This is a genomic window from Mesorhizobium sp. B2-4-18 (genome assembly GCF_006441385.1).
Lineage (GTDB): Bacteria > Pseudomonadota > Alphaproteobacteria > Rhizobiales > Rhizobiaceae > Mesorhizobium > Mesorhizobium australicum.
Genome location: NZ_VFUW01000005.1, coordinates 306,071 through 331,883 on the forward strand (window position 1 = coordinate 306,071; position 25,813 = coordinate 331,883).

The 25,813-nt window shown below is 63.7% G+C and carries 25 protein-coding genes; 4 read left to right on the forward strand and 21 right to left on the reverse strand.

The features are described 5' to 3' along the window. The first annotated feature begins 4 nt into the window (after positions 1 to 4). From FJ527_RS14755 to FJ527_RS14765, 3 genes are read left to right on the forward strand one after another with little or no spacing between them, the layout of a single operon-like run. Positions 5 to 334 (forward strand): L-rhamnose mutarotase, encoded by a 330-nt coding sequence (locus FJ527_RS14755; protein ID WP_140823458.1) that lies wholly within the window; start codon positions 5 to 7, stop codon positions 332 to 334. After that, the gene (locus FJ527_RS14760) at positions 327 to 1,403 is read left to right on the forward strand and encodes a Gfo/Idh/MocA family oxidoreductase (protein ID WP_140724415.1); all 1,077 of its coding nucleotides are present in this window, start codon (positions 327 to 329) and stop codon (positions 1,401 to 1,403) included. Before FJ527_RS14755 ends, FJ527_RS14760 begins: the two co-directional genes overlap by 8 nt. Next, positions 1,400 to 1,849, forward strand: coding sequence for a MaoC/PaaZ C-terminal domain-containing protein (locus FJ527_RS14765; RefSeq protein WP_181166368.1), 450 nt, complete (start codon positions 1,400 to 1,402; stop codon positions 1,847 to 1,849). Before FJ527_RS14760 ends, FJ527_RS14765 begins: the two co-directional genes overlap by 4 nt. A gap of 11 nt (positions 1,850 to 1,860) precedes the next feature. Here FJ527_RS14765 and FJ527_RS14770 read toward each other — a convergent pair whose 3' ends face one another. The 9 genes from FJ527_RS14770 to FJ527_RS14810 form a co-directional block, all read right to left on the reverse strand. Beyond that, positions 1,861 to 2,658, reverse strand: a complete 798-nt coding sequence (locus tag FJ527_RS14770; RefSeq protein WP_140823460.1) for an ABC transporter permease subunit — start codon at positions 2,656 to 2,658, stop codon at positions 1,861 to 1,863. A gap of 2 nt (positions 2,659 to 2,660) precedes the next feature. Continuing rightward, entirely contained in the window at positions 2,661 to 3,521 is an 861-nt protein-coding gene (locus FJ527_RS14775) for a 2-aminoethylphosphonate ABC transporter permease subunit (RefSeq protein WP_015319061.1), read from the reverse strand. Continuing rightward, a complete protein-coding gene (locus FJ527_RS14780; protein ID WP_140617479.1) occupies positions 3,514 to 4,659 on the reverse strand; it encodes an ATP-binding cassette domain-containing protein in 1,146 nt (381 codons plus the stop codon). The genes FJ527_RS14775 and FJ527_RS14780 overlap by 8 nt, the downstream gene beginning before the upstream one ends. A gap of 32 nt (positions 4,660 to 4,691) precedes the next feature. Next, positions 4,692 to 5,720: a 2-aminoethylphosphonate ABC transporter substrate-binding protein gene (locus FJ527_RS14785; RefSeq protein WP_140823461.1), complete on the reverse strand. Its 1,029-nt coding sequence runs from the start codon at positions 5,718 to 5,720 to the stop codon at positions 4,692 to 4,694. A gap of 249 nt (positions 5,721 to 5,969) precedes the next feature. Beyond that, entirely contained in the window at positions 5,970 to 6,983 is a 1,014-nt protein-coding gene (locus FJ527_RS14790) for a C-terminal binding protein (RefSeq protein WP_140823462.1), read from the reverse strand. Positions 6,984 to 6,985: 2 nt separating this feature from the next. Further along, entirely contained in the window at positions 6,986 to 8,344 is a 1,359-nt protein-coding gene (locus FJ527_RS14795; RefSeq protein ID WP_140823463.1) for an aspartate aminotransferase family protein, read from the reverse strand. Positions 8,345 to 8,417: 73 nt separating this feature from the next. Continuing rightward, the gene (gene phnY, locus FJ527_RS14800) at positions 8,418 to 9,875 is read right to left on the reverse strand and encodes a phosphonoacetaldehyde dehydrogenase (RefSeq protein ID WP_140823464.1); all 1,458 of its coding nucleotides are present in this window, start codon (positions 9,873 to 9,875) and stop codon (positions 8,418 to 8,420) included. 266 nt (positions 9,876 to 10,141) lie between these two features. Further along, on the reverse strand, positions 10,142 to 11,398 hold the full coding sequence (gene phnA, locus FJ527_RS14805; RefSeq protein WP_140823465.1) for a phosphonoacetate hydrolase: 1,257 nt from the start codon (positions 11,396 to 11,398) through the stop codon (positions 10,142 to 10,144). Positions 11,399 to 11,422: 24 nt separating this feature from the next. Next, positions 11,423 to 12,622 carry a 2-aminoethylphosphonate--pyruvate transaminase gene (locus tag FJ527_RS14810; RefSeq protein WP_140823466.1) on the reverse strand — a complete coding sequence of 400 codons (1,200 nt, stop codon included), beginning with the start codon at positions 12,620 to 12,622 and terminating at the stop codon, positions 11,423 to 11,425. Between the two features lie 265 nt (positions 12,623 to 12,887). Between FJ527_RS14810 and FJ527_RS14815 the strand changes: the two genes are divergently transcribed. Beyond that, positions 12,888 to 13,757 (forward strand): LysR substrate-binding domain-containing protein, encoded by an 870-nt coding sequence (locus tag FJ527_RS14815; protein ID WP_140823467.1) that lies wholly within the window; start codon positions 12,888 to 12,890, stop codon positions 13,755 to 13,757. Here FJ527_RS14815 and FJ527_RS14820 read toward each other — a convergent pair. From FJ527_RS14820 to ehuA, 12 genes are all read right to left on the reverse strand, one after another. Next, the gene (locus tag FJ527_RS14820; RefSeq protein ID WP_140823468.1) at positions 13,754 to 16,231 is read right to left on the reverse strand and encodes an FAD-dependent oxidoreductase; all 2,478 of its coding nucleotides are present in this window, start codon (positions 16,229 to 16,231) and stop codon (positions 13,754 to 13,756) included. The genes FJ527_RS14815 and FJ527_RS14820 overlap by 4 nt on opposite strands. A gap of 82 nt (positions 16,232 to 16,313) precedes the next feature. Continuing rightward, on the reverse strand, positions 16,314 to 17,102 hold the full coding sequence (locus tag FJ527_RS14825; RefSeq protein ID WP_140823469.1) for a DeoR/GlpR family DNA-binding transcription regulator: 789 nt from the start codon (positions 17,100 to 17,102) through the stop codon (positions 16,314 to 16,316). A gap of 100 nt (positions 17,103 to 17,202) precedes the next feature. Continuing rightward, on the reverse strand, positions 17,203 to 17,430 hold the full coding sequence (locus tag FJ527_RS14830; protein WP_224643394.1) for an FCD domain-containing protein: 228 nt from the start codon (positions 17,428 to 17,430) through the stop codon (positions 17,203 to 17,205). Then, positions 17,427 to 18,428, reverse strand: a complete 1,002-nt coding sequence (doeB, locus tag FJ527_RS14835) for a N(2)-acetyl-L-2,4-diaminobutanoate deacetylase DoeB (protein ID WP_140823470.1) — start codon at positions 18,426 to 18,428, stop codon at positions 17,427 to 17,429. Before doeB ends, FJ527_RS14830 begins: the two co-directional genes overlap by 4 nt. A gap of 5 nt (positions 18,429 to 18,433) precedes the next feature. After that, positions 18,434 to 19,612: an ectoine hydrolase DoeA gene (gene doeA / locus FJ527_RS14840; RefSeq protein ID WP_140661586.1), complete on the reverse strand. Its 1,179-nt coding sequence runs from the start codon at positions 19,610 to 19,612 to the stop codon at positions 18,434 to 18,436. Between the two features lie 132 nt (positions 19,613 to 19,744). Then, complete coding sequence (gene eutC, locus FJ527_RS14845; protein ID WP_140823471.1) at positions 19,745 to 20,737, reverse strand: ectoine utilization protein EutC; 993 nt, start codon at positions 20,735 to 20,737, stop codon at positions 19,745 to 19,747. Beyond that, positions 20,734 to 21,726: a hydroxyectoine utilization dehydratase EutB gene (gene eutB, locus FJ527_RS14850; protein ID WP_140791536.1), complete on the reverse strand. Its 993-nt coding sequence runs from the start codon at positions 21,724 to 21,726 to the stop codon at positions 20,734 to 20,736. Before eutB ends, eutC begins: the two co-directional genes overlap by 4 nt. A gap of 5 nt (positions 21,727 to 21,731) precedes the next feature. Beyond that, a complete protein-coding gene (eutA, locus tag FJ527_RS14855) occupies positions 21,732 to 22,511 on the reverse strand; it encodes an ectoine utilization protein EutA (RefSeq protein WP_140791534.1) in 780 nt (259 codons plus the stop codon). 3 nt (positions 22,512 to 22,514) lie between these two features. After that, on the reverse strand, positions 22,515 to 23,174 hold the full coding sequence (gene ehuD / locus FJ527_RS14860) for an ectoine/hydroxyectoine ABC transporter permease subunit EhuD (protein ID WP_015319077.1): 660 nt from the start codon (positions 23,172 to 23,174) through the stop codon (positions 22,515 to 22,517). Positions 23,175 to 23,208: 34 nt separating this feature from the next. Beyond that, positions 23,209 to 23,868: an ectoine/hydroxyectoine ABC transporter permease subunit EhuC gene (gene ehuC, locus FJ527_RS14865; protein ID WP_140823472.1), complete on the reverse strand. Its 660-nt coding sequence runs from the start codon at positions 23,866 to 23,868 to the stop codon at positions 23,209 to 23,211. Positions 23,869 to 24,040: 172 nt separating this feature from the next. Next, positions 24,041 to 24,892, reverse strand: coding sequence for an ectoine/hydroxyectoine ABC transporter substrate-binding protein EhuB (gene ehuB / locus FJ527_RS14870; RefSeq protein WP_015319079.1), 852 nt, complete (start codon positions 24,890 to 24,892; stop codon positions 24,041 to 24,043). Between the two features lie 91 nt (positions 24,893 to 24,983). After that, on the reverse strand, positions 24,984 to 25,775 hold the full coding sequence (ehuA, locus tag FJ527_RS14875; RefSeq protein WP_015319080.1) for an ectoine/hydroxyectoine ABC transporter ATP-binding protein EhuA: 792 nt from the start codon (positions 25,773 to 25,775) through the stop codon (positions 24,984 to 24,986). Between the last annotated feature and the right edge of the window lie 38 nt (positions 25,776 to 25,813).

A 25,813-nucleotide genomic window follows, 5' to 3' on the forward strand; every position in this document is an offset into this window, starting at 1 on the left:
TGATATGCAGCGGATGGGATTTGTGCTTGGGCTGAAGCCGGAGAAGGTCGAGGACTATGTTCGCCTCCATGCCGCCGTCTGGCCTGACGTGCTGACCATGATTTCGGCATGCAACATCAAGAACTATTCCATTTACCTGAAGCGGCCGGAGAACCTGCTGTTCAGCACCTTCGAATACCACGGCACCGACTACGAGGCCGACATGGCCAAGATGGGGGCCGATCCGAGGACGCAGGAATGGTGGGCCGTCTGCATACCTTGCCAGGAGCCGCTTGCGACCCGCAAGGAGGGTGAATGGTGGGCTTCGATGGACGAGGTCTTCCACCATGACTGAGGCCGGTTTCGACCCTGCCTCACTCGTCCAGGCCTGGGCCAAACCCTCACGACCCCGACCGATCGTCACTTTCGGTGCAGGGTCGATTGTCGGCGACGCGCATTTCCCGGCCTACCGAAAAGCGGGATTTCCGATCGCCGGTCTTTACGATCCGGACCAGGCCAAGGCGCAAGCCCTGGCCGATAAATGGGACGTGACGGCGTTCCGCTCGGTGCAAGAAGCCGCCGGAGTTAAGGACGCGATCTTCGATCTGGCAACGCCACCGGGGCGGCACGCCGATATCCTGAAGGCTCTGCCCGGCGGTGCGGTCGCCCTGATCCAGAAGCCAATGGGCAATTATCTCGGCGAGGCAAGCGAAATCCTCGAAATCTGCCGCGCCAAGAAGCTCAAGGCGGCGGTGAATTTCCAGCTCCGTTTCGCGCCGATGATGCTGGCGCTGAAGGACGCCATCGCCAAGGGCTGGCTCGGCGAGGTCGTCGATTTCGACGCCTGGCTGGCGCTGGCGACGCCGTGGCAGTTGTGGGAATTCCTGCTCAAGGCGCCGCGCGTCGAGATCGCCATGCACTCGATCCACTATCTCGACCTTATCCGGCAGTTGCTCGGTGACCCCAAGGGCGTGCATGCCAAGACGCTGGGCCATCCCAATCATTCCGTGGCGCAGACGCGCACCAGCGCCATTCTCGACTATGGCGACACCGTGCGCTGCGCGCTATCGATCAACCACGACCACAAGTTCGGGCGCCGGCATCAGGCCTGCGAATTTCGCGTCTGCGGCACCGAGGGTGCCGCCTATCTCAAGCTCGGTCTCAATCTCGATTATCCCCGGGGCGAGCCGGACATTCTGGAAATCTATCCGAAGGGCGGATCGGACTGGATCGCGGTGCCCTTGGCCGGCGAGTGGTTTCCCGACGCCTTTGTCGGGCGCATGGCAAATGTTCAGCGCTTTGCATCCGGCGAAGACGCAGCACTGATCAGTTCGGTCGAGGATGCATGGAACACAATGGCGCTGGTGGAAGCCGCCTATCGTTCGAGCGCGGCGCCGGCGACGCCGGTCGCGGAAAGGCCCTGATGGAACAGACCCAGTATTTCGAGGATTACGAGATCGGCTCGACACGGCTGACCAGCGGCCGCACGATTACCGAGACCGACTTCATCGTCCATGCCGGTCACACCGGCGATTTCTTCCCGCACCACGTGGACGCCGAGTTCATGAAGACAACGCCGTTCGGCCAGCGCATCGCGCATGGCACGCTGGTGTTCTCGGTCGGCATCGGGCTGACGGCAACGGTCATCAATCCCGTCGCCTTTTCCTATGGCTACGACCGGCTGCGGTTCATCAAGCCCGTGTTCATCGGCGACACGATCCGCACACGCACCACCATCGCGGCCAAGGAGGACGACCCCAAGCGACCGGGTTCCGGACGCGTGATCGAGCGCTGCGAAGTGATCAACCAGCGCGGCGAGGTGGTGCTGGCGGCCGACCACATCTACATCGTCGAACGCCAGCCGGCCTGAGGCAATGTGCGCTATGCGCCGGTAGCGCGCTTGGTGATGCGCTCCAGACCGAGCAGCAGGACCAGCGTTGCCGCCACCAGGATCATGGTGAGCGCCGCCCCGGCAAAGATGTCGCCGCGATCGGTCAGTGAGAAAATCGACACCGGCAGCGTCACCCAACCCGGCGGATAGACCATCACGGTCGCGCCAAGCTCGCCCATGGACAGCGCGAAGCTCAGCCCGAAGGCCGCGACCAGATAGGGTGCGAGCAAGGGCAGCGTGACATGCCGGAGCCGATAGGCAGGGCGTGCGCCAAGGCTCGACGCGACCTGCTCGAAGTCGGGCGACAGCCGCGCAAGCCCGGCCGAGACATTGCCGAAGGTGAAAGCCGAGATCAGCACGAAATGCGCGATCATGACGATTGCGATCGTGCCGTTGAGCAACAGCGGGGGATGGCTGAACGCAACCAGCAGGCCAAGGCCGACCGACACCGAAGGCACAGCGCTCGGGATGAAGAACAGCAGGCCGAGTGCCCTCGCCAGCGTGGCGCCCTGGATGCGCAGCGCAAGTGCTGCCCAGGTGCCGCTGACCAGCGCCAGCGCGCTGGCCAGGAAGCCGGTGACAAGGCTGGCCTTGACCGCGTTCCAGGCCGCGCCGCGCGCGACATCGGTGTAGTGCTCCGTGGTCAAGCCATTGGGCAGCACGCCGTTCCACTGGTCGGCCAAGCTGGACAGCAGGATCACCGCCAGCGGCGCCAGGAACAGCACGCCGAAGACCAGCGCGAAGATCACCCAGATGACGAAGCGACCGGAACGCGACCAGACCAGCATCGCTAGACTCCCAACCGGCCGGCAGCGAACCGGTAGAGACCGAACAGGCCGAGCGACAGGGCTATGTTGACCACGGCGATGATGCAGGCGACCTGGTAGGCCGATTCCTGGATCGCCTTGCCATAGATCAGCAGCGGCAGCGTGATGACGCCCTTGGCGCCGATGAACAGGACGATGCCGAATTCGTTGACGGTGAGGAGCAGGCAGAGGCTGCCGCCGGCGATGAGCGCGGGTACCGCCGCCGGCAGAATGACCTGGCGGACAATGCGGAACGGTCGCGCGCCAAGCACGCTTGCCGCTTCGATCTGGCCGCGATCGACCAGCGAAAAGGCGGCAAGCAGCGGCCGCAGGATGAAGGGCGTGTAGACCGTGACCTCGGCCAGAACGACGCCCCATGTCGAATAAAGGAAGTCGACCGGCGGCAGCGGCAGCGAGAAGGCTTCCATCAGCCCGGAGTTGAGCATGCCGGCGGAGCCGTAAAGGAAGGTGAAGGCCAGCGTCACCAGGAAGGTCGGCAGGGCGATGAAAGTGTCGATCAGCCTGGCGATGAAGCCGCTGCCTGGAAACGGCACGAAGGCAAGGATCAGCGCCAGCACCAGGCCAACGACCAGGCATCCGGCCGTCGCCGTGACCGAGATCGTCACCGTGTTGACCAGCGCGTTGAGGAAGAAGCGCGAATGCAGGACGCGGACGATCTCGGCGACATTGGCGACGCCGCTGTCGTCGAGGAAGGCCTGGCGTACAATCAACGCCAGCGGGTAGAAGAACAGCAGTGCCAGCAGGGCCGCCGGCGGCACGATCCACAGCCGGCCCGGCTCTCGCTTTCTGGCCGTCGGCATACCAATGGCGAGCGCTTCAGACACCGGCGTCTTCCGGAAGAAGCGACGTATCGGCCGGCGCAAAGAACAGCGGCACCTCTGTGCCGGGTTCCGGCAAGGCCATTGGCAGTTTCGTTGCCGAGACGCGCACCGGCGTGCCGTCAACATCGAGCACCAGATGCGTGAGTTCACCCTGCCAGTGCACTTCCCTGAGCGTGCCGACAATGCGGTTGGTGTGCTCGCTGTCGGCCGTCAGGCTCAGATGCTGTGGCCTGATGCAAAGCAGGCTCTTGTCGCCAACCTTCTCGCCGCGACCGGCACCGGCGAGCACGGCATCGCCATGCCTGGCCATGGCAAAGCCTTTCGGGCCGGCAGCATCGGCAACCGTCACCGGCAGAAGGTTGGCGCGACCGAGAAACTCGGCGGTGAAGCGGTTTGGCGGACGGCGATAGAGTTCGGTCGTCGGCCCATGCGAACAGACCCTGCCGTCGCGCATGATGGCGATCTTGTCGGCAAGCGTCAGCGCCTCGGTCTGGTCGTGGGTGACGTAGAGGATGGTCAGGCCCGGCAGGCTGCGGTGCAGGCGGGCGATCTCCTCGACCATGTTGCGGCGGATCTGCGCGTCGAGCGCCGAAAGCGGTTCGTCAAGCAGCAGCACGCGCGGCCGCACGGCAAGCGCCCGCGCAATCGCGACGCGCTGCTGCTGGCCGCCCGAAAGCTCGCGCGGATAACGCCGGGCAAACGTCGCCATGCCGACGGTGGCGAGCGCATCCTTCACCCGCTCGCCGATCAGCGCCTTGTCGGCGCCTTGTGCCCTGAGGCCAAAGGCGACGTTGTCCTCGACCCGCATGTGCGGGAACAGCGCGTAGTTCTGCACCACCATGCCGAGCCCACGCTCATAGGGCGGCAGATCGGTGACGTCGGTGGCGCCGATGCGGATGCGGCCGCTTGCCGGCCGCACGAAGCCGGCAACGGCACGCAGAGCGGTCGTCTTGCCGGAGCCGGATGGGCCTATCATCGCCAGGATTTCGCCAGGCGCGATATCGAGGGTCAGCGGATGCAGGACGACATGGGCGCCATAGGCGACAACGACCTTGTCGAAGTGGACGTTCGAGCCGGCGCCGCGAACCTTCGCGGCGTCGATGTCCGTGACACTAGGGCCCGTGAAGGCGGCGGCCGACATGGCATTGTTCTCCGGATTGCTTCCCGTGCGGATCAACTTCCGGTCGCTTCGTTCCACTTCTTGACATAGTCGGGAAGCTTGCTCAGCGCCTCGTCCCAGTTCGGCGACCAGATGGTCAGGCCTTTCATCGCCTCCTGCAGCTTGGCGAAATTGGCGTCGGACGGCGTCACGTCCTTGCGGGCCGGCATGCCGAGGGCAACGGAACTTACAGTCGCCTGTGCCTCCTTGGACAGCAGGAAGTCGATCAGCTTCTTGCCGTTGTCGCTATTTGGCGCACCGGTGACCAGGCCGATTTCGTAGGGCAGCGCAAAGGTGGAGCGGGTGCCATCGGGGCCAGCGGGCCAGAACACCTTGATGTTGGGATTGTCTGCCATCTGCGACATGTTCATCTGCAGGTCGCCATTGGCCACATGCAGCTCGCCCTTGTTGACCAGCGCGGTCAGCTTGCCGGTCGAGGCGGACGGGCCGACATTGTTGTCCTGCAGCTTCTTCATGAACTCGAAGCCGGCATCCTCGCCGCCAAAGGCATGGATGATCTGCAGCATGACGGCCGTCCCGTCGCCAGCCTGGCCGGGGGTCGAGTACTGGATCTTGCCCTTGAACTTCGGATCGAGCAGATCGTTATAGCTCTTCGGCGCTTCGGACAGCACGGCGCTGTTGTAGATGAAATTCATGTAGTTATTGACCAGCGGCCGATACTTGTCGGTGCCGCCGTCGATCTGGGATGCGGCTTCGGGTTTGTAATCCTGCAGCAGACCGTCCGCGGCGGCGCGCTGGATGAAGGGCGGCAAGGTCACCAGCACGTCGGCCTGCGGGTTCGACTTTTCCTTGGCGACGCGCTCGACGACGCCGCCCGAGCCCGCCTCGATATACTGAACGGTGATGCCGGTGGCCTTGGTGAAGGCTGCGAATTCGGTCTCGTACCAGCTGCCATTGCCATCATGCAGCCCATCGGCGGAGTAGACGGTGACGACGCCGTCGGCAAGTGCCGGCCCAATGAGAGCCGCCGACGCGAGCAATGCGGCGAAGGCCCCGACCATGGTTGCGTTTCTTGATTTCATAACCAGTTCCCCTTTGATTGAAGGCACATTCTGCGATGCACTAGGACCAACCGGCCTTTGGGTCTCTGGCGGACGTTGAGCCGGTTGGATGTCTTCGTTGTGACAACTCTGGGGATTGGGCATCGATAAGTAAAATCTATTTATTTTATGAGACCCAAACTTTCTCTGATATTTGTCATGGAACTGTCGCATCGATGTCGTGGATACAATATGCTGCGCCGATGGCGGCTATCGGTTTGAAAATATAGGTTATCGGCCGAACACAATGCCTGCGGTCTGCGCCCGCAATCGCGGATCATGCGAGCGGATGGTCACTGGCCGGCCTTCGAGAATTTCGAAACAGCGCGCGAGCGTGTCGTCTTCCAGCCGGCGCATCGCCTCGTAGGTGAAGAAGGTAAGATGCGGAAACAGGATCACATTGTCGCGACCAAACAATGCGCTCATCGGATGGCCTGACCTCGCCAGCGGCTCGACCGAATAGACATCGAGCCCGGCACCACCGATGCGACCGGCAACGATCGCCTCGACGAGCGCCGCCTCATCGATCAGCGCACCGCGCGAGACATTGACGATGATGGCCGACGGTTTCAGGCAGGCGAGCTCATGCTTGCCGATCAGGCCGCGTGTCTGGTCATTCAGCACGCAATGCAACGAAACGAAATCACAGGCACGCAACACGGCGTGCAGGTCGTCGGCCTTCTCGATGCCGGCGGCGCGCATCGTCGCGGCATCGACACCGGGATCAAAACCAACGACGCGCGCGCGAAATCCCCGGCCGGCCATGCGCGCCATGCTGCGGCCGATCTTGCCGCAGCCGATCAGCCCAAGCGTGGCGCCTGATATATCGCGTCCCAGCCAGCGCTGTTCGGGCCAGATCCAGCCGTCTCGCGTCATTGCCTGGGTGATCCCCGGCAGCCGCTTGGCGAGCGCAATCATCAGCGCGAAGGCACCTTCGGCAACGGTTTCCTCGGCATAGTCGGGCACGTTGACCACGGGAATGCCGCGCCGCATCGCTGCGGGAATATCGATGGCATCGATGCCGACGCCGTATTTGACGATACCCTTCAGCCTGGGAGCGGCGTCGATCACCCGCGCGGTGATGGGCGTGTAGCACATGAGCAGGAGATCGGCGTCGGCCACCGCGTTGGCGAGATCGGGTTCGGGAATGCCATCCGGCAGCGTCACCAGGTCGACGCCTCTCGCCCGTAGGCCGGTATCAATTTCAGGACATTCGAGTTCGCGGTCTGTGCGGACGACCTTCATGGTCAGGCCGCCAGAACCGCGGTCTCGACGATGTCGAGCGCGCGGTCGAGATCAGTTTTGGAGATAACCAACGGCGGCGAGAGCGTCAGCACATTGCCGTGGCTCACCTTGAAGCTCAGGCCTTGTTCCAGGCAGGTGTAGAAGACACGTTCGGCGAGGTCCCGCGCCGGCTGGCGCGAGGCCCGGTCCTCGACGAGTTCGACGCCAACCATCAGCCCCCTGCCCCTGACGTCACCGACATGGGGCGAGCGCGCCATCAGGTCCTGCATACGTGCAAGCATATGGCCGCCAAGCTCAGCCGAACGCTCGACCAGCCCCTCCTCCAGGATGATGTCGATGGTCGTCAGCGCCGCACGCGTTGTCACGGGGTTCTTTTCGTGGGTGTAGTGACCGATGGCGAAGCCGCCGGTGACGTCGAGATCGCGGCGGGCGATGACGGCGGCGATCGGCAGGATGCCGCCGCCGAGTGACTTGCCGAGAACGACGATATCGGGCGTCACGCCGTCATGTTCGTGGGCGAAGAATTTGCCGGTCTTGCCGAGGCCGGTTGGTATCTCGTCGAAGATCAGCAGCGTGCCGTGCCTGTCGCAGGCTTCGCGCACGCGCTTCCAGAAACCGGGCGGAGGTGGATTGGGCGTCGCGCGCATCGGCTCGGCAACGACAGCCGCCACGTCCTGCTCGCGGCCGAGCACATAGGCGATCATGTTGGCGCAAGCGAGCCCCGATGCCTCCAGGGAATCGTGGCCATAGGGACAGCGATAGCCGTCCCAGGGCGCGACGTGCTCGGTGCCGGTCATCATCGGGCCTGCGATATGCGAACGGAACGTCGCCTCGCCGCCGACGCTTGCCGCGCCAAAACCGGCGCCGTGAAACGCGTCCCAGAACGACACCGTCTTGAAGCGACCTGTAGCGGCGCGCGCGATCTTCAGCGCGACCTCGATGGCATCGGAGCCGCCGGTGGTGAACAACACCTTGCCGAGATCGCCGGGAGCCAGCGCGGCCAGTTTTTCGGCCAGTTCGACGGCGGGCTCGCAGGTAAAGCGCCGCGGCGCGAAGCAGAGGTCGTCGAGTTGCTTCTTGATCGCCGCCACCAGTTTTGGGTGGCCGTAGCCGAGGTGATGCACGCTGTTGCCGTGGAAATCCATGAAGCGGCGGCCGGCGGTGTCCTCGATCCAGATGCCTTGCGCCCTAGCGATCGTCGAAAGACAGGGGCTGGACAGGCTCTGGTGCATGAACGCGGCCGCATCGCGATCGAGCAGGCCGCGAATGCGGGGGTCGTTCTGGCCGGTATCCCAGCGGCCGCGCGCCGCCGTCGTGTTGGAATCGCCTTCGGTATGCACAAGCTCTGATATCGCGGCCATCATTGTCTCCGAAATGCGAATGAGGGAGCGTGGGACGCTCCCTCGGTTTGTTCCGCCAGCTTATGTGATCCGGTCAGGACCAAGGCAGCGAAAATGTCTTCACATTGGTGTAGCTCTTCATCGCCTCGATGACGCCTTCCTTGTAGCCATTGCCGCTGTCCTTGATGCCGCCGAAGGGCGACATCTCGATGCGGTAGCCCGGCACTTCCCAGATGTTCACCGTGCCGACCTGCAGGCCGGCGATGTATTTTTGCATGCGGGGAAACGAATTGGTGCAGACGCCCGACGACAGGCCGAAGGCGGTCGAGTTGGACAACGCGATCAGTGCTTCATCGTCATCCGGCGCGCGCACGATCGGGATGATCGGCCCGAACGTTTCTTCCATCACCAGTTCGGATGTGTGCGGCACGCGGTCGACGACGATTGGCGGCAGCAGCGCACCCTGACGACCCGGGTTGTAGAGGATCTCTGCCCCCTGCTCGGCCGCCATGTGGACGCGCGCTTCGAACAACGCCGCCGCCTTCTCATGCACGACGGTGCCGAGATCGGTCGAGCGGTCCATCGGATCGCCGAAGCGGATCTTCTTGGCCCGCTCCAGCACCAGCGGCACGAAGCGGTCGGCGACGCTTTCCTGGACGAGGATGCGCTTGACCGCCGTGCAGCGCTGGCCGGAGTTTTTGGTCGCACCGGCGACCGCGAGATCGGCGGCCTTGGCCAGATCGTCATCGGAGAGATCGTTGAGGATGATCAGCGGATCGTTGCCGCCGAGTTCCAGCACCTGGCGCCTGTAACCGGCGCTGCGGGCGATCATCTTGCCGACCGGCACGCCGCCGGTGAAGGTGATCAAGTCGATATTCTCGTTGGTGATCATCTCGTTGCCGATGTCGACCGGCCAGCCGGTCACCACCGAAAGCATTTCCGGCGGCAGGCCGGCTTCATAAAGAATGTCGGCCAGCACCAACGCCGTCATCGGCGTCAGTTCGGTCGGCTTCACCACCACGCAATTGTTGGTGGCGATGGCCGGCGCCACCTTGTGCGAGACCATGTTGAGCGGATGGTTGAATGGCGTGATCGCCGAGATAGCCTTCAGCGGCTCGCGCGTGGTGAAGATCTTGCGCGCCTTGCCGTGCGGGGTGAGGTCGCAGGAGAAGATCTGGCCATCGTCCTGGATGCACATCTGCGCCGACAGCGTGAACACATCATAGGCGCGGCCGACTTCGTAGAGCGAGTCGGCCTTGGAGATACCGAGCTCGAGCGTGATCAGATCGGATATTTCTTCCCGGCGCGACGCCAGTGCTTCCGCCGTGCGGAACAGGATCTGCTGGCGCTCGTAGCGCGTCAGCTTCGACTTGTAGCCTGCAGCGATCTCGAACGCCTGGCGGGCGTGTTCGGCGCGGCCGGCGGGGACGGTGCCGATGACGGTGTCGTTCCAGGGGTAACGCACCTCGACAACACCACCGGCATCGACCTTCTTGCCGGCAATGCGCATCGGCTCGTGGCGAACTTTGATGGCAGGGTCAAGCTTGGTCATGTGCTCTGCTCCGGCAGATTCTTGGGTACGTCGCGGCGAGGGGTCGACCCCCACTCCGGCCCTTCGGGCCACCTCTCCCCCGATCGACGGGGGAGAGGAAGGCCGCCAGGGCTAGCGGCGGCTTAGCCTAAAAGCGTGGTGGCGCCGACCTCGCCTGATTTCCTCTCCCCCGTCGATCGGGGGAGAGGTGTCGAGCGAAGCTCGACGGAGTGGGGGTCGACCAGCGCCATCATGGAGGCGACACCTACCGGCACCCGACCCATCCGTCACGCGAGCGCCGCGGCAAGCGTGGCGTAGTAGAAGGCGTCGAAGTTCCTCAGCGCCGGCTCATTGGGCATATCCGGCAGCACGCGGTTGACGATGAACGGCACTTCCTGCTCGGTCAGCCCGCCATGCGAGCGCAGCGGCTCGTTCAGCGCCGCCAGATCATGACGATGTTCCGATGTGCCGATCGTCTTGTTCTCGGTCGAGACCAGCACGATGTCGCCGATGCGGTCAGCCGGCAGTTCGAAGCGCTCACAGGCCGTCCTGCTATCGACGACCAGCATGATGCCGTCAACCTTGGCCAGCCGCGCCATGATGCCCGCCTGGTCCGCGCCATCAGGCAAATAGGCGGTGGCGAAAGAGCCCAGCGCGCCATGGTGCACGACATAGGGGTCGGTGATCGGCAGGATGACGCGGGCGGCATCCTTGCCCAGCCATTCGTCAAGCAGGTCCTGGACGTAGACGACGTCGGGCGCACCGCCGGCCTTGTGCTTGGGCTTCATGCCATGGTCGGCGGTGACAACGATCGCGGCGCCCAGCGCATCAAGTTCGGTCAGGTACTTGTCGAACATCTCGTAGAAGGCGTTGGCCTGCGGCACGCCCGGTGCGTATTTGTGCTGCACGTAGTCCGTCGTCGTCAGGTACATGATGTCGGGGCGGAATTCCCTCAGCAACTGGACGCCGGCGGCGAAGACGAATTCCGACAATTCGGCCGAATAGACTTCCGGCACAGGCAGGCCGAAATGCTTCGAGGCATTGTCGATGCCGTGCTCGCCAACCGTGGTCGTATCGGACTTCTCCGCCGAAAAGCACAGCGCACGCCCTTCGCCGAAAGATAGGCCCTTGCCGAGCAGCGCACGCAGCTTGTCTTTGGCGGTCACCACGGCAACCTTGGCGCCAGCATCATAGAAGGCCTGAAAGATGGTCGGCGCGCGCAGGAAGCGCGGGTCGTTCATCATCACTTCCTTGCCGGTCTCGCGCTCGTAGAGATAGTTGCCGCAAATACCGTGCACCGAGGGCGGGCGACCGGTGGCGATCGACAAATTGTTGGGATTGGTAAAGCTCGGAATGACCGAGTGTGCGAAACGCACCGTGCCCTTCTCCTTGATCCTGACCAGGGCCGGCATCAGCCCGGCCTTGATCGCTTCATCGAGATAGGCCGGCTCGCAGCCGTCGAGGCAGATGGCGATCGCCGGCACGCGCGGCCAGGCGTAGGTGCGGCCGTTGACCGCGACGTTGATGGGAGACATCTGGTTCATCAAAAATCCTCGAAATCGGCCGCTTCAGGCGGCGAGTTTGGCGCGCTCGGCGATTGCCGCGGCGGGCGGAGCTGCGGTGTCGACGCCCATTTCATCAAGCGATTGCGCCGCCGCCTCGACGACGCGGCGCATGACATGTTCGTCCATTTGGCCGATGCAGCCGACACGGAAGGAGTCCACGACCGTCAGCTTGCCGGGGTAGATGATAAAGCCCTTGTCCTTCATCAGTTCGTAGAAGCGATCGAAGGCGAAGTTGGCGTGGGCCGGGTTGAAGAAGGTGACGATGATCGGCGACAGCCAGCGGTCCTTGAGCAATGTCTCGAAGCCGAGTTCGCGCATGCCCGACACCATGACGTCGCGGTTCCTGGTGTAGCGGGCACCACGGCCGGCAACGCCGCCTTCCGCCTCATGCTGGCGCAGCGCCTCCAGGAAAGCGGCGACGACATGCGTCGGCGGCGTGTAGCGCCACTGGCCGGTCTTGTTCATATGCGCCCACTGGGCGTGGACGTCGAGCGACAGGGAATGGCTGCGCCCCTTGGCTGCCTCGAGTTCGCTCTTGCGGGCGATGATGAAGCCGAAGCCGGGCACGCCCTCGATGCATTTATTGGCCGACGAGACCATCGCCTCATAGCGGATCTCGTTGACGTCGAGCGCGACGGCGCCGAACGCGCTCATGGAATCGACCAGCAGCTTGCGGCCCTTGGCATGGACGGCCGCGGCGATCTCGGCGACCGGGTTCAAAATGCCGGAGCTGGTCTCGCAATGAATGGCGATGACGTGGGTGATGGCGTGGTCGGCTTCGAGCGCTGCCGCCACCTCGTCGCCGCGCGGCGGCAGGTAATCGCCCTTGTCGATCAGCGTATAGGCCCGGCCGAGATACTGCATGGTCTGCGCGGCACGAAGGCCGTAGGCACCATTGGCCAGCACCAGAACCTTGCCATCCCTGGGCACGAACGACCCCAGCATCGCCTCGACGCAGAACGAGCCTGAGCCTTGCATCGGCACGCAGTCGAACTCGCCGTTGGTGTCGCCGGTCAGCGCCAGTAGGCGACGGCGCATGTCTGATGTCATGGCGCGGAAGTCGCCGTCCCACGATCCCCAGTCGCGCAGCATCGCCTGCTTGACCGAATAGGCCGTGGTGAGCGGCCCGGGGGTCAACAGATAGGGCTCGCCCAGCGCCGGCCTGGCCAGCGGCTCCGCGGCAAATTTCGTTTCGGCGAGCATGATGTCCTCCGACAGGTCGCTGCTTTTTTTATCTGGCGCCATTGTTGGCTGAGGGCACCTATTTGTAAAATCGTTATTTTGTATCGATGTATCGATTTCAGTGATGATCCGATACAGACAGCAGAAGCTGCATGGCGCTCGTGACAGCTTCGTGAAACCCGGCAGGCCCATTCCAAGACATAAACCGAATCGTTTGTTTCCGGCTTTTGCATAGCAGGGCTTATGATAGGCTGCTGGTAATCAGAGAGGCTCGGGAACGAAGAAGATGCGCTATGTTCAGTTGCGGGCCTTTCATCAGGTGGCGATCTCCGGCGGCTTTTCGCGGGCGGCCGAAGCGCTGTTCCTGACCCAGCCGGCGATATCGGACCAGGTGCGCAAGCTTGAGGAAGAGTATGATGTCCTGCTGTTCAATCGTAACAAGAAGCAGGTCACGCTGACCCATTCCGGCCAGAAACTGCTCGAAATAACCCACCGCATGTTCGACACCGAGCAGCAGGCGCTTGAGCTTCTGACCGAGTCGCGCGCCCTGCGTTCCGGCACGCTGCGCATCGTCGCCGATGCCGCGCATCATCTGCTTCACATTCTCGGCAGCTTTCGCGCCCGCTATCCCGGAGTGCAGGTCTCGGTGCGTGCCGGAAACACCGAGACGGTGATCAGCAGCCTCTATAGCTACGATGCCGATATCGGCGTGCTGGGCGAGGTGCCCGCCGGACGCGACTTCGAAGTGCTGAAACTGAACTCGACGCCCATCATCGCCTTCACCTCGATCGACCATCCGCTGTCGGGGAAGAAATCGCTGACGCTCAAGCAGCTCGCACAGGAATCCCTGGTCATGCGCGAGCGCGGCTCGAAGACGCGCCAGAAGCTCGAAGACCTGGCCGCCGCGTCGAAGATCGAACTCAGGCCTGTGATCGAGGCAGAAGGCCGGGAAGCCGTGCGCGAGATCGTCGCCTCTGGCGCCGGCATCGGCTTTGTCTCGGCGGCCGAATTCGGCCAGGACTCGCGGCTCATCCCGATCACCATCGACGCGCCCGAGACCTTGATGGACGAGGCGCTGATCTGCCTGCGCGAGCGCAGCGGCGGCAAACTGGTGCGCGCCTTTCTCGACATGGCGCGCTCGATGTCGACGGACTAAGCGGCGGCACGAATCTCCACCACATCGGCTTTCACCCGCTCCGATTTCGGATCGTAGGGGCTGCGCAGATGCGCGGTGGCCGCATAACGTACGCCGGCTAGATCGATCTCGAAATGGCCGCCGCTCAGGAACACAGCATCCACGCCGGTTTCGTTTTCGATCAAGCCGAGCGCCACTGACCGGCCAAGCGTGTGGCCATAGGCGGCCGAGCGGACCTCGCCGACCGGCTTGCCGTCGCGCAGGACCAACTCGCCGCCCCACAGCATCGGCTCGGTGTCGTCGAGCGTAAGGAGCACGATACGCTTTGCCGGTGCCGACGACGACTTTGCCTCAACAAGCGCGTCATGGCCGATGAACCCACCCGGTTTGTCCATGGCAACAGCAAAGCCAAGCCCGGCCTGCCACGGGTTGATGTCGGGCGTCAGTTCCCGGCTCCAGGCCCGAAAACCCTTTTCGATGCGCAAGGCGTCGAGCGCGTAGTAGCCGGCGTCGGCCAAGCCGAATTCACCGCCGGCCTCGTGCAACGCCTCGTAGACGCCGACGGCGAATTCGGCCGGCACGATCAGTTCCCAGCCGAGTTCGCCGACATAGGTCATGCGGTTGGCATAGACAGTGGCGTAGCCGATATCGATCTCGCGGATAGTGGCGAAGGGAAAGCCGGCGTTGGAAAGATCGGCCGACGACAGTTTGCCGAGGAGATCGCGCGAACGCGGCCCCATTAACGCCAGCACCGCATAGGCCGAGGTGACGTCGGTCAGGACGGCATGCGCATCCGGCGGAATGTTCTTGACGATCCAGTCGGCGTCGTGGACCGCCTGGGCGGAACCGGTAACGATGAGGAATTTTTCCGCGCCAAGCCGCATCACGGTGAGATCGCTTTCGTAGCCGCCGCGCGCATTGAGCACGCCGGTGTAGATCGATGTGCCGACCGGCACATCGATGTCGCCGGCGCAGATGCGGTTCAACACGGCACAGGCATCGCGGCCCTGGACAAGAAGCTTGGCGAAGGAGGTCTGGTCGAAGATGGCGACGGCTTCGCGCGTCGCCTTCATCTCGCGCCGCACGGCCTCGTGCCAGTTCTGGCGGCCGAAGGCATAGTCGTTCCCGGTTTTCTCTCCTGGCGCCGCGAACCAGTTGGCACGCTCCCAGCCCATCTTGGAACCGAAGCAGGCGCCCTTGGCGGCGAGCCGATCATAGAGCGGTGAGCGGCGGAACGGCCGCGCGGTATCCAATTCGCGGTTCGGCCACGGCATGGCGTAGTGCAGGCCGAGCGTCTCCTTGACGCGGTCATGCAGCCAGCGCGGATTGTTGTTGAAAGCGGCGAAGCGCCTGATGTCGACCGGCCACAAATCCATGGTCGGCGCGCCGTTAACGATCCATTCGGCCAATGCCTTGCCGGCGCCACCGGCACTGGCAATGCCCATCGAATTGAAGCCGGCGCCGAGATAGAAATTCTTCAACTCCGGCGCCTCGCCGAGGAGGAAATTGTTGTCCGGCGTAAAGCTCTCGGGACCGTTGTAGAATTTCTTGACTTCGGCCCGCGCCAACTGCGGCACGCGCACCAGCGCGTTTTCCATCAGGATCTCGAACTGGTCCCAGTCGTCGGGCAGCAGAGCGAATTCGAAATTTTCGGGAATGCCGTTCATGCCCCACGGCTTGGCGTGCGGCTCGAAGCCACCCATCACCAGACCGCCGACCTCCTCCTTGAAGTAGATGAAGCCATCGGGGTCGCGCATCACGGGCAGGTCCGGATGCACACCCTCGATCCGGCCGGTGACGATGTACATGTGCTCGGCCGAATGCAGCGGCACCGAGACGCCGCACATCAGCCCGACCTTGCGCGCCCATTGGCCGGCGCAGTTGACGACGATCTCGGCGGCGATGTCGCCGCGGTCCGTCTCGACGCCGCAGGCGACGCCATTTTTCACCGTGATACCGGTGACCTGCACCCGCTCGAAGATTTTGACGCCACCATTGCGCGCGCCCTTGGCCAGCGATTGCGTGAGATCGGTGGGATTGGCCTTGCCGTCTCCGGGCAGCCAGACGGCGCCGACCAGATCGTCTGTCGCCATCACCGGCCAGAGCTCGGCTGCCTCGCGAGGCGAGATGACGTCGATCTCGACCCCTTGGGCACGCGCCGACGCGGCCGTGCGCTTCAACACCGCCATGCGGTCGGTGGTGCGCGCGACGGACAGCGAACCGCAGTTCTTCCAGCCGGTGGCGAGGCCGGTCTCGACCTCCAGTTCGCTATAGAGCTGCGTGGAGTACCGGATCAGGCTGGTCATGTTGGAATGGCTGCGCAGCTGACCGACAAGACCGGCCGCGTGCCAGGTGGTGCCGCCGCTGAGCTGTCCCTGCTCAAGCAGCACCACATCGCTCCAGCCCAGCTTGGTCAGATGATAGGCGACCGAGCAGCCGATGATGCCGCCGCCGACAATGACAATTCGAGCCTGGGTGGGAAATTCATGTGCCATGAGCGTTCCGCCATTTGAGGGATGGCCGAGACATTACCATGGGAAAACCAAATATCAACTCATAATATCACAAAATATCACATCAAGCTGCAACGATGAGTTCAGGCCCCCTGTGCGAAAGCGCCTCGGCAAGCGCGAATTCGGGGTCGGTGTCGACGATTACCCCAGTGGCACGTTCGAAATTCGGAATTCTGAGCGGCGTCAGCTTGCCGAATTTGCTGCTGTCGAGCACGAAATAGGCCTTGCCGGCGAGGCTAATCATCCGGCCCCGCTGTTCGGCCCCGGCGCGGGTGAAATCGGTCACCTCGCCGACCGGAGACAGCGCTCCGCCACCCAGAAAGGCCATATCGACGCGAAAGCGCGCCATCGCATCGAGCGTGTCGATGCCGGAAGCCGCCTCCTCGCCCGGGTCGACTTCGCCGCCCAGCATGTGCACGCGCATGCCGGGAACATGGCATAGATGCAGCGCTATCTTCAGGCTGGCCGTGCAGATCGTCAGATCGCGCAGTTCCGTCATTGCATGCGCGATGGCCAACGTGGTGGTGCCGGAATCGAGAAAGACCACCATGCCATCCCTGACCAGCCTGGCGGCCGCCCTGCCGATCGCGGCCTTGCCTTGGGCATTTTCCTGGCTGCGCTGGCTCATCGCGGGTTCGCTCGGTTCGAAGCGGGCGGCCCCGCCATGCACGATGCCGAGCCTGCCCTGGTCGGAAAGCAGCTTCAAATCGCGGCGGATGGTTTCGCGCGAGACGTCGAAGAACCCAGCCAGTTCGGCGACGCTAACGGAACCCTGGGCGCCCAGCCGCCGCAGGATCTCGTCATGGCGGCGCGGGGCAAGGGCACGTGCCGGCAGGCGGCTGACGGGAGACATGGCATCCTCGTGTCAAGCATTGATGTTGCAATATGTGGCAGCGAACCGGCGCGGTGGCAACCACGCGCCACGATTGCGGGCTGCCCCCTGCCCTTCAGGCTTAGAATTTTCGCGACAACCCGCCGCCATCCGTCGCGTTGACCAGCGTGTCGCTTCCCTCGCGAAGATGCTGTCTCAGAACGCTCACCGCCTTCTTGCCATCGCGCCGGCGGCAGGCGGTCAGCAGATCGCGGTGTTCGCTCTGCGAGCGGGTGCGATAATCCGGATTCGACAGCTCGAGCAGAAGAGTGGGTCCGCCCGGCATGGTCCGGGCGGAGAAATCAGTCAATCGACCTTTACGGCGACCACCGCGGCGCAGTCGCCGGCCTTGACCAGGCCAGGGAAATGCCGCGCCGCCAGCGTGCCCGACATTTTGGCCCGGATTTCCCGCGGCGCGACGCCGGTGCGGCCGGTGGAATGGATGCGGGCCACCACCGCGCCTTCTTCGACAGGTTCGCCGAGATCGACCATGGTTTCGATCATGCCGTCATCCTCGGCGAAGCAGAAGCAATCGCCCGAGGGCATGTCCAGCCACTGCGTTATGCCCGTCTCGGCCGCCCCGGCGACGATACCCTCATGACGCAGCACGTTGAGGATGCCGCGCCGCGCGATCCGCACCGTCTCGGCTCGCGACGTACCGCCACCGCCGAGCTCGGTGGTGACGAAGACCTTGCCCATCTCTTCGGCCGCCGTGTCATACATGCCGATCGCATCGATCTCGGTCATGCGCATCGAGAATGGTGCCGAGAATGCCGCCACCGCGGCAAAGGCTTTCTGCTCCAGCGCCTTGTCGGGCAAAGTGTGGGCGGCACAGAACGGTACGAAATCCAGCGTCCTGCCGCCGGAATGGAAGTCGAAGACGATGTCGGCGCGGGGAAGCAGCTCGCGTTGGAAATAATCGGCGATCTTCTGCGTCACCGTGCCGTCGGGCCGGCCGGGGAAACTGCGGTTCATGTTGCCCTTGTCGATCGGCGAGGTGCGCGTGCCGGCCCGAAAAGCAGGATAGTTCATCGCCGGCACGATTATGACGGTGCCGCTGACCTGGCTGGGATCGAGCGTGCGGGCGAGTTCGTAGAGCGCTAGCGGCCCTTCATACTCGTCGCCATGATTGCCGCCGGTCAGCAGCGCCGCCGGCCCCTTGCCGTTGCGGATGACGCAGATCGGGATCATCACCGAGCCCCAGGCCGAGTCGTCGCGGCTATAGGGCAGGCGCAGGAAACCATGCTGGACGCCGTCACGATCGAAATCGACGGTCGGCGTGACCGGCGACGGGCGAAGACTGGACATCGGGCTCAATCCTTCACCACCAGCTTGCGCGGCACGTTGGCCAGGCACTCCACACCGGTTTCGGTGATCAGGATGGATTCAGTGATCTCCAGCCCCATCGTCTCCAGCCACAGGCCGGTCATGAAATGGAAGGTCATGCCGGGCTTGAGTTCGGTGCGATCTCCGGGGCGCAGGCTCATCGTGCGCTCGCCCCAGTCCGGTGGATAGGAAAGCCCGATCGAATAGCCGGTGCGGTTGTCCTTGACGATGCCGTATTTCTTCAACACGGCGAAGAAGGCATTGGCGATGTCCTCGCAGGCATTACCCGGCTTTGCGGCGGCAAGGCCAGCTTCCATGCCTTCCAGCGTTGCCTTCTCGGCATCGAGGAATTCCTGCGTCGGCTTGCCGAGGAAGACGGTGCGCGACAGCGGGCAATGGTACCTGTTGTAGCAGCCGGCGATCTCGAAGAAAGTGCCCTCGCCCGACTTCATCGGCTTATCGTCCCAGGTCAGGTGCGGCGCCGAGGCGTCGGCGCCCGAGGGCAGCAGCGGCACGATCGCGGGATAGTCACCGCCAATGCCGCCGACGCCGCGCGTGCCGGCATCGTAGATCTCGGCGACGAGATCGTTCTTACGCATGCCGACTTCGATCTTGTCGACGATGCGCTGGTGCATCGCCTCCACGATGCGAGCGGCCTTGCGCATATAGTCGATCTCGGTTGGGCTCTTCACCGCGCGCTGCCAGTTGACCAGCGCGGTGGCATCGACGAAGCGGGCGTTGGGTAAATGCTTCTGCAGCGAGGCGAAGGCGGCGGCGGAGAACCAGTAATTGTCCATCTCGACGCCGACGGTGTGCTTGCCCCAGCCGCGATCGGTCAGCACACCCGATAGGAAATCCATCGGGTGGCGCTCGGTCGACTGCACATAGTGATCGGCATAGCCGACGATGTTGTCATGGGCGAGGTAGGCGGTACGCTTGGCGCCGTTGGCGTCCTGGCCACGGCCGTACCAGACCGGCTCGCCCGATGGTGGCACGATGACCGCCTGGTGGACGTAGAAGGACCAGCCGTCATAGCCGGTCAGCCAGGCCATGTTGGAGGGATCGCTGACGATCAAAAGATCGACGCCTTTCGCCTCCATGGCTTTCCGCGTCTTGGCGAGGCGTTCCGCATATTCGCTTCGCGAGAATTTCAGGTTCGGCTGCATTTTGTTGGTCCTCGTTTGTTGGGGCTGGAGCCCGTTTCAACTCGTTGAATCTGGCTCCAGGGAATTTTTTGATTGAGCATGATGCTGGGGAAACCGGTTGCCATTTTCCGGATCATGCTCCTGCGGCCGGCGTCAGCTTTCAAAGATCGTTCCGGCTTTCGCGGCCAGCGCACGGTCGCGAGCGAGCGTGGCGATCGCCGTATCCTGCACGCCCGTGCCGGTCAGATCGGCGATGGTTATGTCGCTGGCCGAGCGCCGGCCATGCCTCGCGCCGGCGATGATCTGGCCGAGCTCGGTCACCTCCGCGTCTCCAGCCATCACGCCCGCCGCGATGGCATGGTGCAATTCGCCCAGGCGCCGCGTCTGTTTCGCGCTATCGGCGACATAGAGATCGGCCATGCGCAGGATCGCCGGCGCTATCTCGTTCTTGTGCTCGGCGTCCGAACCCATGGCGGTGATGTGCTGGCCGGCCGAGACAAACCCTGCCTTGATCAGTGGTTCGGTCGACGGGGTGGTCGTGACGACGATGTCGGCACCGGCAACAGCGTTGGCTGCGTCAGTCTCGGCGCGCACGTCGATGCCGAGCCTTTCGCGTAAGGTGGCCGCGGTCACTTCGGCCTTGGCGGCATCGCGCGCCCAGATGCGGGCCTGCGTGATCGGCCGCACCAGCGTCAGCGCTTGCAGTTGCAGCCCAGCCTGCACGCCGGCGCCGAAGATCGAGGCGACCGACGAGTCCGGCCGCGACAGATGCTTGGCCGCGACGGCTCCCGCAGCAGCGGTGCGAACATCGGTGAGATAGCCGTTGTCGAGCAGCAAGGCCTCGACCAACCCTGTCTTCGACGACAGCAGCACCATCATGCCGTTGACGCTGGGCAGGCCAAGTTTGGGATTGTCGAAGAAGCCGGGGCTGATCTTGATGGCGAACCCATCGATACCAGGCACATAGGCGGTCTTGACGTCAACCTCGCCGCGATGCTGCGGGATATCGAGCCGCAGGATCGGCGGCATCGCCACCGGCAGCGTGGCTAGCGCGCGAAAAGCGTTCTCGACACAGGCGACGGCGTCGAGATCGAGCGTCACGATTGTGCGCAGTTCAGCTTCGGTGAGGATGGTCATCGTGCTCATGCGGCGCGCTCCGAAATCGATGGCGTTTCCCCGCAGACAATCTTCCTATGCAGTTGCATGTCGATGTTGCGGCCGGAAAGCAGAACCACAACCGGCCCCTCCGCCTTGACCTTGCCGGCGAGCAGCGCCGCGATGCCTACCGCACCGGCTCCCTCGACGATCTCGCGTTCCTGTTCATAGGCGTGGCGAATGCCGGCAGCGATTTCGTCCTCGCTGAGCAGGACGACATCGTCGAGCAGGTCGCGGCACATGGCGAAGGTCAGCCGGTTGTCGAGGCCGATGCCGCCGCCGAGCGAATCCGCCAGCGTCGTCAGTTCCTCGACCAGCACAGGGCGGCCCGCATCCAGGCTGGCCTTCATTGCCGCCCCGCGCGCCATCGAGATGCCGACGACTCTGGTTCCGGGACGGACGCCCTTGACGGCGGCCGCTACACCCGAGGCCAACCCACCTCCGGACAGTTGCACCAGCACCAGAGCGGCATCCGGGACCTGCTCCATCACCTCCAGCCCGAGCGTGCCTTGACCGGCAATGATGGCCGGATGGTCGAAGGGCGGCAGCATGACAAGCCCCTCCTCCGTCACCAGCCGCTCGACCTCGTGCTGGGCATCGTCCTGGCTGTTGCCGACGATACGGATTTCCGCGCCGAGGCGGCGAATTTCGTCCAGCTTATTCCTGGGTACCAGTCGAGACATGCAGATCACAGCACGCATGCCCTCGAGCTTTGCCGCATGCGCAAGCGCACGGCCATGATTGCCGGTCGATGCCGCGACGACGCCGCGCGCCTTCTCCCTTGCGCTGAGCGAAGCGACGGCGTTGGAAGCGCCCCGCAATTTAAAGCTGCCGGTGGTCTGGCGGTGCTCGAGCTTGAGTTGAACCGGGACGCCCAGCCTTTCGGAGAGACTTGCCGAAAGCACGATCGACGTGCGCTCGATCTTGCCGGCAATTCGCTCGCCCGCGGCACGGATATCGCCAAGGGTGACGGTCGCCATGGTCGTCAACCGCGCGGCAAGGGCAGCGTCATCAGACGGCCGAATTCGGGATGGGCTGTCTCATCACCGCAAAGGCGCAGACAGTTCCAGGCGGTCGCCTGATTGCTGGTCACCACCGGGCGGCCGATCGCCTGTTCCATGCCGGTGACCGCCAGCGCGCCGCGCAGTGCCGTGCAGGACACGAACAGCGCGTCGGCTTGCGGATGCGTCGCCCGGCGCGCGAGATCGATTAGGGCTGCCGGGGCAATGCGCGCCATCTCGCGGTCGTCCTCGAAGCCGAGACAGGTGAAGCTTAGGACTTCGAAGCCACGTTCGGCGAAATAGGTCGCCATCGGTCTGGAGGTTTCGACGGTATAGGGCGTGAGGATGCTGATCCGGCGCACGCCGAAGGCGTTCAGCCCGCGCATGCCAGCCATCGGAGGAGTGACAACGGGTATACCTGACTTGGCGGCCTGGATCGCCTTCTCGATCTCGGCATCGCCAATCACCACCGAGGCCGACGTGCAGGAGTAGCAGATGGCGTCGAGCGGCTCGTCGGGCAGGATCAAGGCAGCGCCCGCCGTCAGCGCCGGCTGCATCTTGCGCAGGTTCTCAGGCGTCGTCGGGTTGGCGTAGGGAATGCGCGCGACATAGACGCCGATCCGTTCGCTCGCCACCATGCGGCGAAAATCCGGCTCGGTCGTGTGGTCGGTGGCCAGGATGATCAGCCCGACACGCCGCTCCAGCGGACGCTCATCGAGCGCTGGCCGGTCGGGCACAAGCTTGATCTCGGACAAGGGCTTCATCTTTTATCTTTCGATCTTGCCGTAGCGGCGTTCCAGCCAGCGCAGCAGCACGACCGAAATCAGGCTGATGGCGAGGAAGAAGGCGCCGACCAGCGTGATCGGCTCGAGGTAGCGATAGTAGGTGTTGGCGACGCTTTTCGCCTGGTTCATCAGCTCCAGCACTGTGATCGCCGAGAGCAGCGGCGTCTCCTTGAACATGGCGATGAAGTAATTGGCCAGCGCCGGGATCATCGGCGGAATAGCCTGCGGGATGATGATGTGGGACCAGGTCTGCCGCGCGCTGAGATTGCACGCCTTGGCGGCTTCCCACTGACCACGCGGCACATTGTCGATGCCGGCGCGGTAGACCTCCGCCGTGTAGGTGCCGTAGTGCAAGCCAAGTCCGATGACGCCGGCGACCAGCGGCGGCAAGAGAATGCCGATGTCGGGCAAGACGTAGAAGATGAAATAGAGCTGCACCAGGAGCGGTGTGCCGCGGATGAATTCGGCCACCCAACCGACGGTGCGCGACAGCGCCTTGTTCGGCGAGCGGCGCGCCAGCGCGATGCCCAGACCGACGATCGCGGCCAGTACCGAGCCGAGCAGCGTCGCCAGGATGGTGATCTTCACCCCCTGGATCAGGGTCGGCAGGATCTGCCGGACAAAGTCCCAGTCCCAATCCATCAGTGGACCCAATCCATCAGGAATGCTCTGGCCATCAGACGCGCACTCCGTCGAGGCCGCGCGCCATGCGGCGTTCCAGCGAGCGCACACCCCACGAGATGAGCAGCGCCAGGATGAAATAGATGATGAGGATCGTGGTGAACGGCACCATGGTGTTGCCGGTCTGGGCACGCACCACCTGTGCCTGGAACGTCAGGTCGGCGAGCGAAATCAGCGAGACCACCGATGTCGCCTTGAGCAGCTCGATGGCATTGTTGCCGAAGGTCGGCAGCATCACCAGAAACGCCTGCGGCAGGATGACGTGGCGCATGCCTTGCCAACGGCCGAGATTGAGCGCGACGCAGGCCTCATGCTGTTCGCGGCCGATCGACTGCACGGCGCCGCGCACCACCTCGGCTGCATAGGCGCCCACGTTCAAGCCCAGCGCCAACACACCGGCCTGCAGCGGGGTCAGTTCGAAACCCACCAGCGGCAACACGAAATAGGCGAAGAACAGCTGCACGAAGATCGAGGTGCCGCGGAAGAACTCGATATAGGCCGTGGCCAGGGCCCGCAGCACGAAGAAGCGCGACAGGCGCCCCATGCCGGCGAAAAAGGCCATGATCAGGGCGAGCACCGACCCCATCAGCGTCAGCTCGATGGTGACAAGCGCTCCCTGCAATATCAGGCCGAAATAGCCGGACCACTGGGTCATAGAGTTGAAGTTTCCAACGTTGGTTTCAGCTTCCTTCTCCCCGTTTATGGGGAGAAGATGCCGGCAGGCAGATGAGGGGCAGCGCTAGCTTGTCCAAATATGGCGCCGCCCCTCATCCGTCACTTCGTGACACCTTCTCCCCGTGAACGGGGAGAAGGCAAGAAAGACGCCCTTATTTCGCCGCGCAGAGTTTGTCGCGCGTGGTCGACATAGCCGCCGCCGCCGAGAAGCCGTAGGGCTCGATAATCTTTGCGAACTCACCCGACTTCTTCATCTTGGCGAGTTCGACGTCGAAGGCATCGCGCAACGCCTCGTCGCCCTTCTTGAAGGCCGCGCCGTCGCAATAGACCGGCGCGCCCTGCACCGGGGCGATGACTTCGAGGTTCGGATCGGCGGCCTTCTTCATCAGGTCGTTGATCGAAAGGACAGGCAGCGAATAGGCGTCGATGCGGCCGTCCTGCACCATCTTCAGGCCACTCTGGCCGTCCGGCACGACGATGACGCGTTCGCGTGGCACGCCGGCGTTGAGCGCAAGCTTCTCCTCGGTGCCGCCGCCCGGCGCGCCGATGGTGGCTGACGTGTCCTTGGCGACATCCTCGTAGCTCTTGAAGCCTTTCGGATTGCCCTTCTTCACCAGCATCGCTTCGGCGTCGCACAGAACCGGCTCGGAATAGGCAACCGCGGCGCAACGCTCCGGCTTCATGAACAGGCCGGCGGTGACGACGTCGAAGCGGCCGGCCTGCAGGCCGGGAATCATGGCGCCATATTCCGAGATCGAGGCGGCGACATCGGCAACGCCCAGCCGCTTGAATATCTCGCGCGCGACGTCGGGCGCGGCACCCGAAACCTTGCCGTCGGCGGCGACAGCCGTATAGGGCGGCTCATTGGCGATGGCCAAGCGAGCGAAGCCTTGCGACTTCAGCTGTTCAAGCTTGCTGTCGTCGGCCGAACCCGTGATCGAGGCGGCCAGAACCGCCGAAAGCGCGAGACCGGCGACGCCGGCCAGAGTTCCAAGTTTCTTCATTGTTCCCAACTCCTTGTTCTTGTCTTGGTTTGCGTGATCTTAGGACGGCTCAACCGCCCATAGGGACGGCATCGCCGCCTTTGGCATGCGGTCAGACACGATGTCCGGCCGCGATGATCTTCTTCAGGAACCCTTGCGTGCGCTCCTGCTTGGGATTGCGGAAAATCTCGTCGGGCTTGCCTTCCTCGACTATCCTGCCGCGATCGAAGAACAGCACCCGGTCGGCGAAGTCGTGGGCGAAACCCATCTCGTGGGTGACCAGCAGCATGGTCATGTCGGTCTCGGCGCAGAGCCGCCACAAGACACTGAGCACCTCCTCGACCAGTTCCGGGTCGAGCGCCGACGTCACCTCATCGAACAGCATGATCTTCGGCTGCAAAGCAAGCGCACGGGCGATCGCCACGCGCTGCTTCTGACCGCCTGACAACTGCGCCGGCATCGCCTTCGCCTTGTCGGCCATGCCGACCATCTCGAGCAGTTCCATCGCCCGCTTCTGCGCCGCGGCGCGCGGCGTGCCCTTGGTCAGCATCGGCGCTAGGGTCACATTATCGATGACGCTCTTGTGCGGAAACAGGTTGAACAGCTGGAAGACCATGCCGGTTTTCTGGCGCATTCGCGCCAGATGGCGCTCGTCGGCCGGCAGCAGCTGGCCGTTGCGCTCCATGTGGTAGAGTTGCTCGCCGTCGATCTGGATGTGACCGCCGTCGATGCGCTCCAGCGTCATCAGGATGCGCAAGATCGTCGTCTTGCCCGAGCCGGAGGGGCCGATCAGCGCCAGCTTCTCACGCGGCATGACCTGCATCGACAGGCCGTCCAGAACCTTGAAGCTGCCAAAGCTCTTCGAGATGCTGTCGATCTTGATGATGGGCGCGGTTGCGGACAAATGAATTTCCCCGTGCTGGAGAAGCCTGGTGCCCTAAC

What these genes read in the sequence shown, in the direction of transcription:
- eutB (WP_140791536.1), bottom strand. Translation starts at nt 21,726, where the DNA reads ATGGCGACCGTCACCCTTGGCGATATCCGTGCCGCGGGCGAGCGAATT.
- FJ527_RS14810 (WP_140823466.1), bottom strand. Translation starts at nt 12,622, where the DNA reads ATGCTCGCCGAAACGAAATTTGCCGCGGAGCCGCTGGCCAGGCCGGCG.
- ehuD (WP_015319077.1), bottom strand. Translation starts at nt 23,174, where the DNA reads ATGGATTGGGACTGGGACTTTGTCCGGCAGATCCTGCCGACCCTGATC.
- eutC (WP_140823471.1), bottom strand. Translation starts at nt 20,737, where the DNA reads ATGAGCACGATGACCATCCTCACCGAAGCTGAACTGCGCACAATCGTG.
- doeB (WP_140823470.1), bottom strand. Translation starts at nt 18,428, where the DNA reads ATGTCCAGTCTTCGCCCGTCGCCGGTCACGCCGACCGTCGATTTCGAT.
- FJ527_RS14780 (WP_140617479.1), bottom strand. Translation starts at nt 4,659, where the DNA reads ATGTCGGCCGCCGCCTTCACGGGCCCTAGTGTCACGGACATCGACGCC.
- ehuC (WP_140823472.1), bottom strand. Translation starts at nt 23,868, where the DNA reads ATGACCCAGTGGTCCGGCTATTTCGGCCTGATATTGCAGGGAGCGCTT.
- phnY (WP_140823464.1), bottom strand. Translation starts at nt 9,875, where the DNA reads ATGACCAAGCTTGACCCTGCCATCAAAGTTCGCCACGAGCCGATGCGC.
- FJ527_RS14755 (WP_140823458.1), top strand. Translation starts at nt 5, where the DNA reads ATGCAGCGGATGGGATTTGTGCTTGGGCTGAAGCCGGAGAAGGTCGAG.
- phnA (WP_140823465.1), bottom strand. Translation starts at nt 11,398, where the DNA reads ATGAACCAGATGTCTCCCATCAACGTCGCGGTCAACGGCCGCACCTAC.
- FJ527_RS14815 (WP_140823467.1), top strand. Translation starts at nt 12,888, where the DNA reads ATGCGCTATGTTCAGTTGCGGGCCTTTCATCAGGTGGCGATCTCCGGC.
- FJ527_RS14825 (WP_140823469.1), bottom strand. Translation starts at nt 17,102, where the DNA reads ATGTCTCCCGTCAGCCGCCTGCCGGCACGTGCCCTTGCCCCGCGCCGC.
- FJ527_RS14820 (WP_140823468.1), bottom strand. Translation starts at nt 16,231, where the DNA reads ATGGCACATGAATTTCCCACCCAGGCTCGAATTGTCATTGTCGGCGGC.
- eutA (WP_140791534.1), bottom strand. Translation starts at nt 22,511, where the DNA reads ATGAAGCCCTTGTCCGAGATCAAGCTTGTGCCCGACCGGCCAGCGCTC.
- FJ527_RS14790 (WP_140823462.1), bottom strand. Translation starts at nt 6,983, where the DNA reads ATGAAGGTCGTCCGCACAGACCGCGAACTCGAATGTCCTGAAATTGAT.
- doeA (WP_140661586.1), bottom strand. Translation starts at nt 19,612, where the DNA reads ATGCAGCCGAACCTGAAATTCTCGCGAAGCGAATATGCGGAACGCCTC.
- FJ527_RS14760 (WP_140724415.1), top strand. Translation starts at nt 327, where the DNA reads ATGACTGAGGCCGGTTTCGACCCTGCCTCACTCGTCCAGGCCTGGGCC.
- ehuB (WP_015319079.1), bottom strand. Translation starts at nt 24,892, where the DNA reads ATGAAGAAACTTGGAACTCTGGCCGGCGTCGCCGGTCTCGCGCTTTCG.
- FJ527_RS14795 (WP_140823463.1), bottom strand. Translation starts at nt 8,344, where the DNA reads ATGGCCGCGATATCAGAGCTTGTGCATACCGAAGGCGATTCCAACACG.
- FJ527_RS14770 (WP_140823460.1), bottom strand. Translation starts at nt 2,658, where the DNA reads ATGCTGGTCTGGTCGCGTTCCGGTCGCTTCGTCATCTGGGTGATCTTC.
- FJ527_RS14785 (WP_140823461.1), bottom strand. Translation starts at nt 5,720, where the DNA reads ATGAAATCAAGAAACGCAACCATGGTCGGGGCCTTCGCCGCATTGCTC.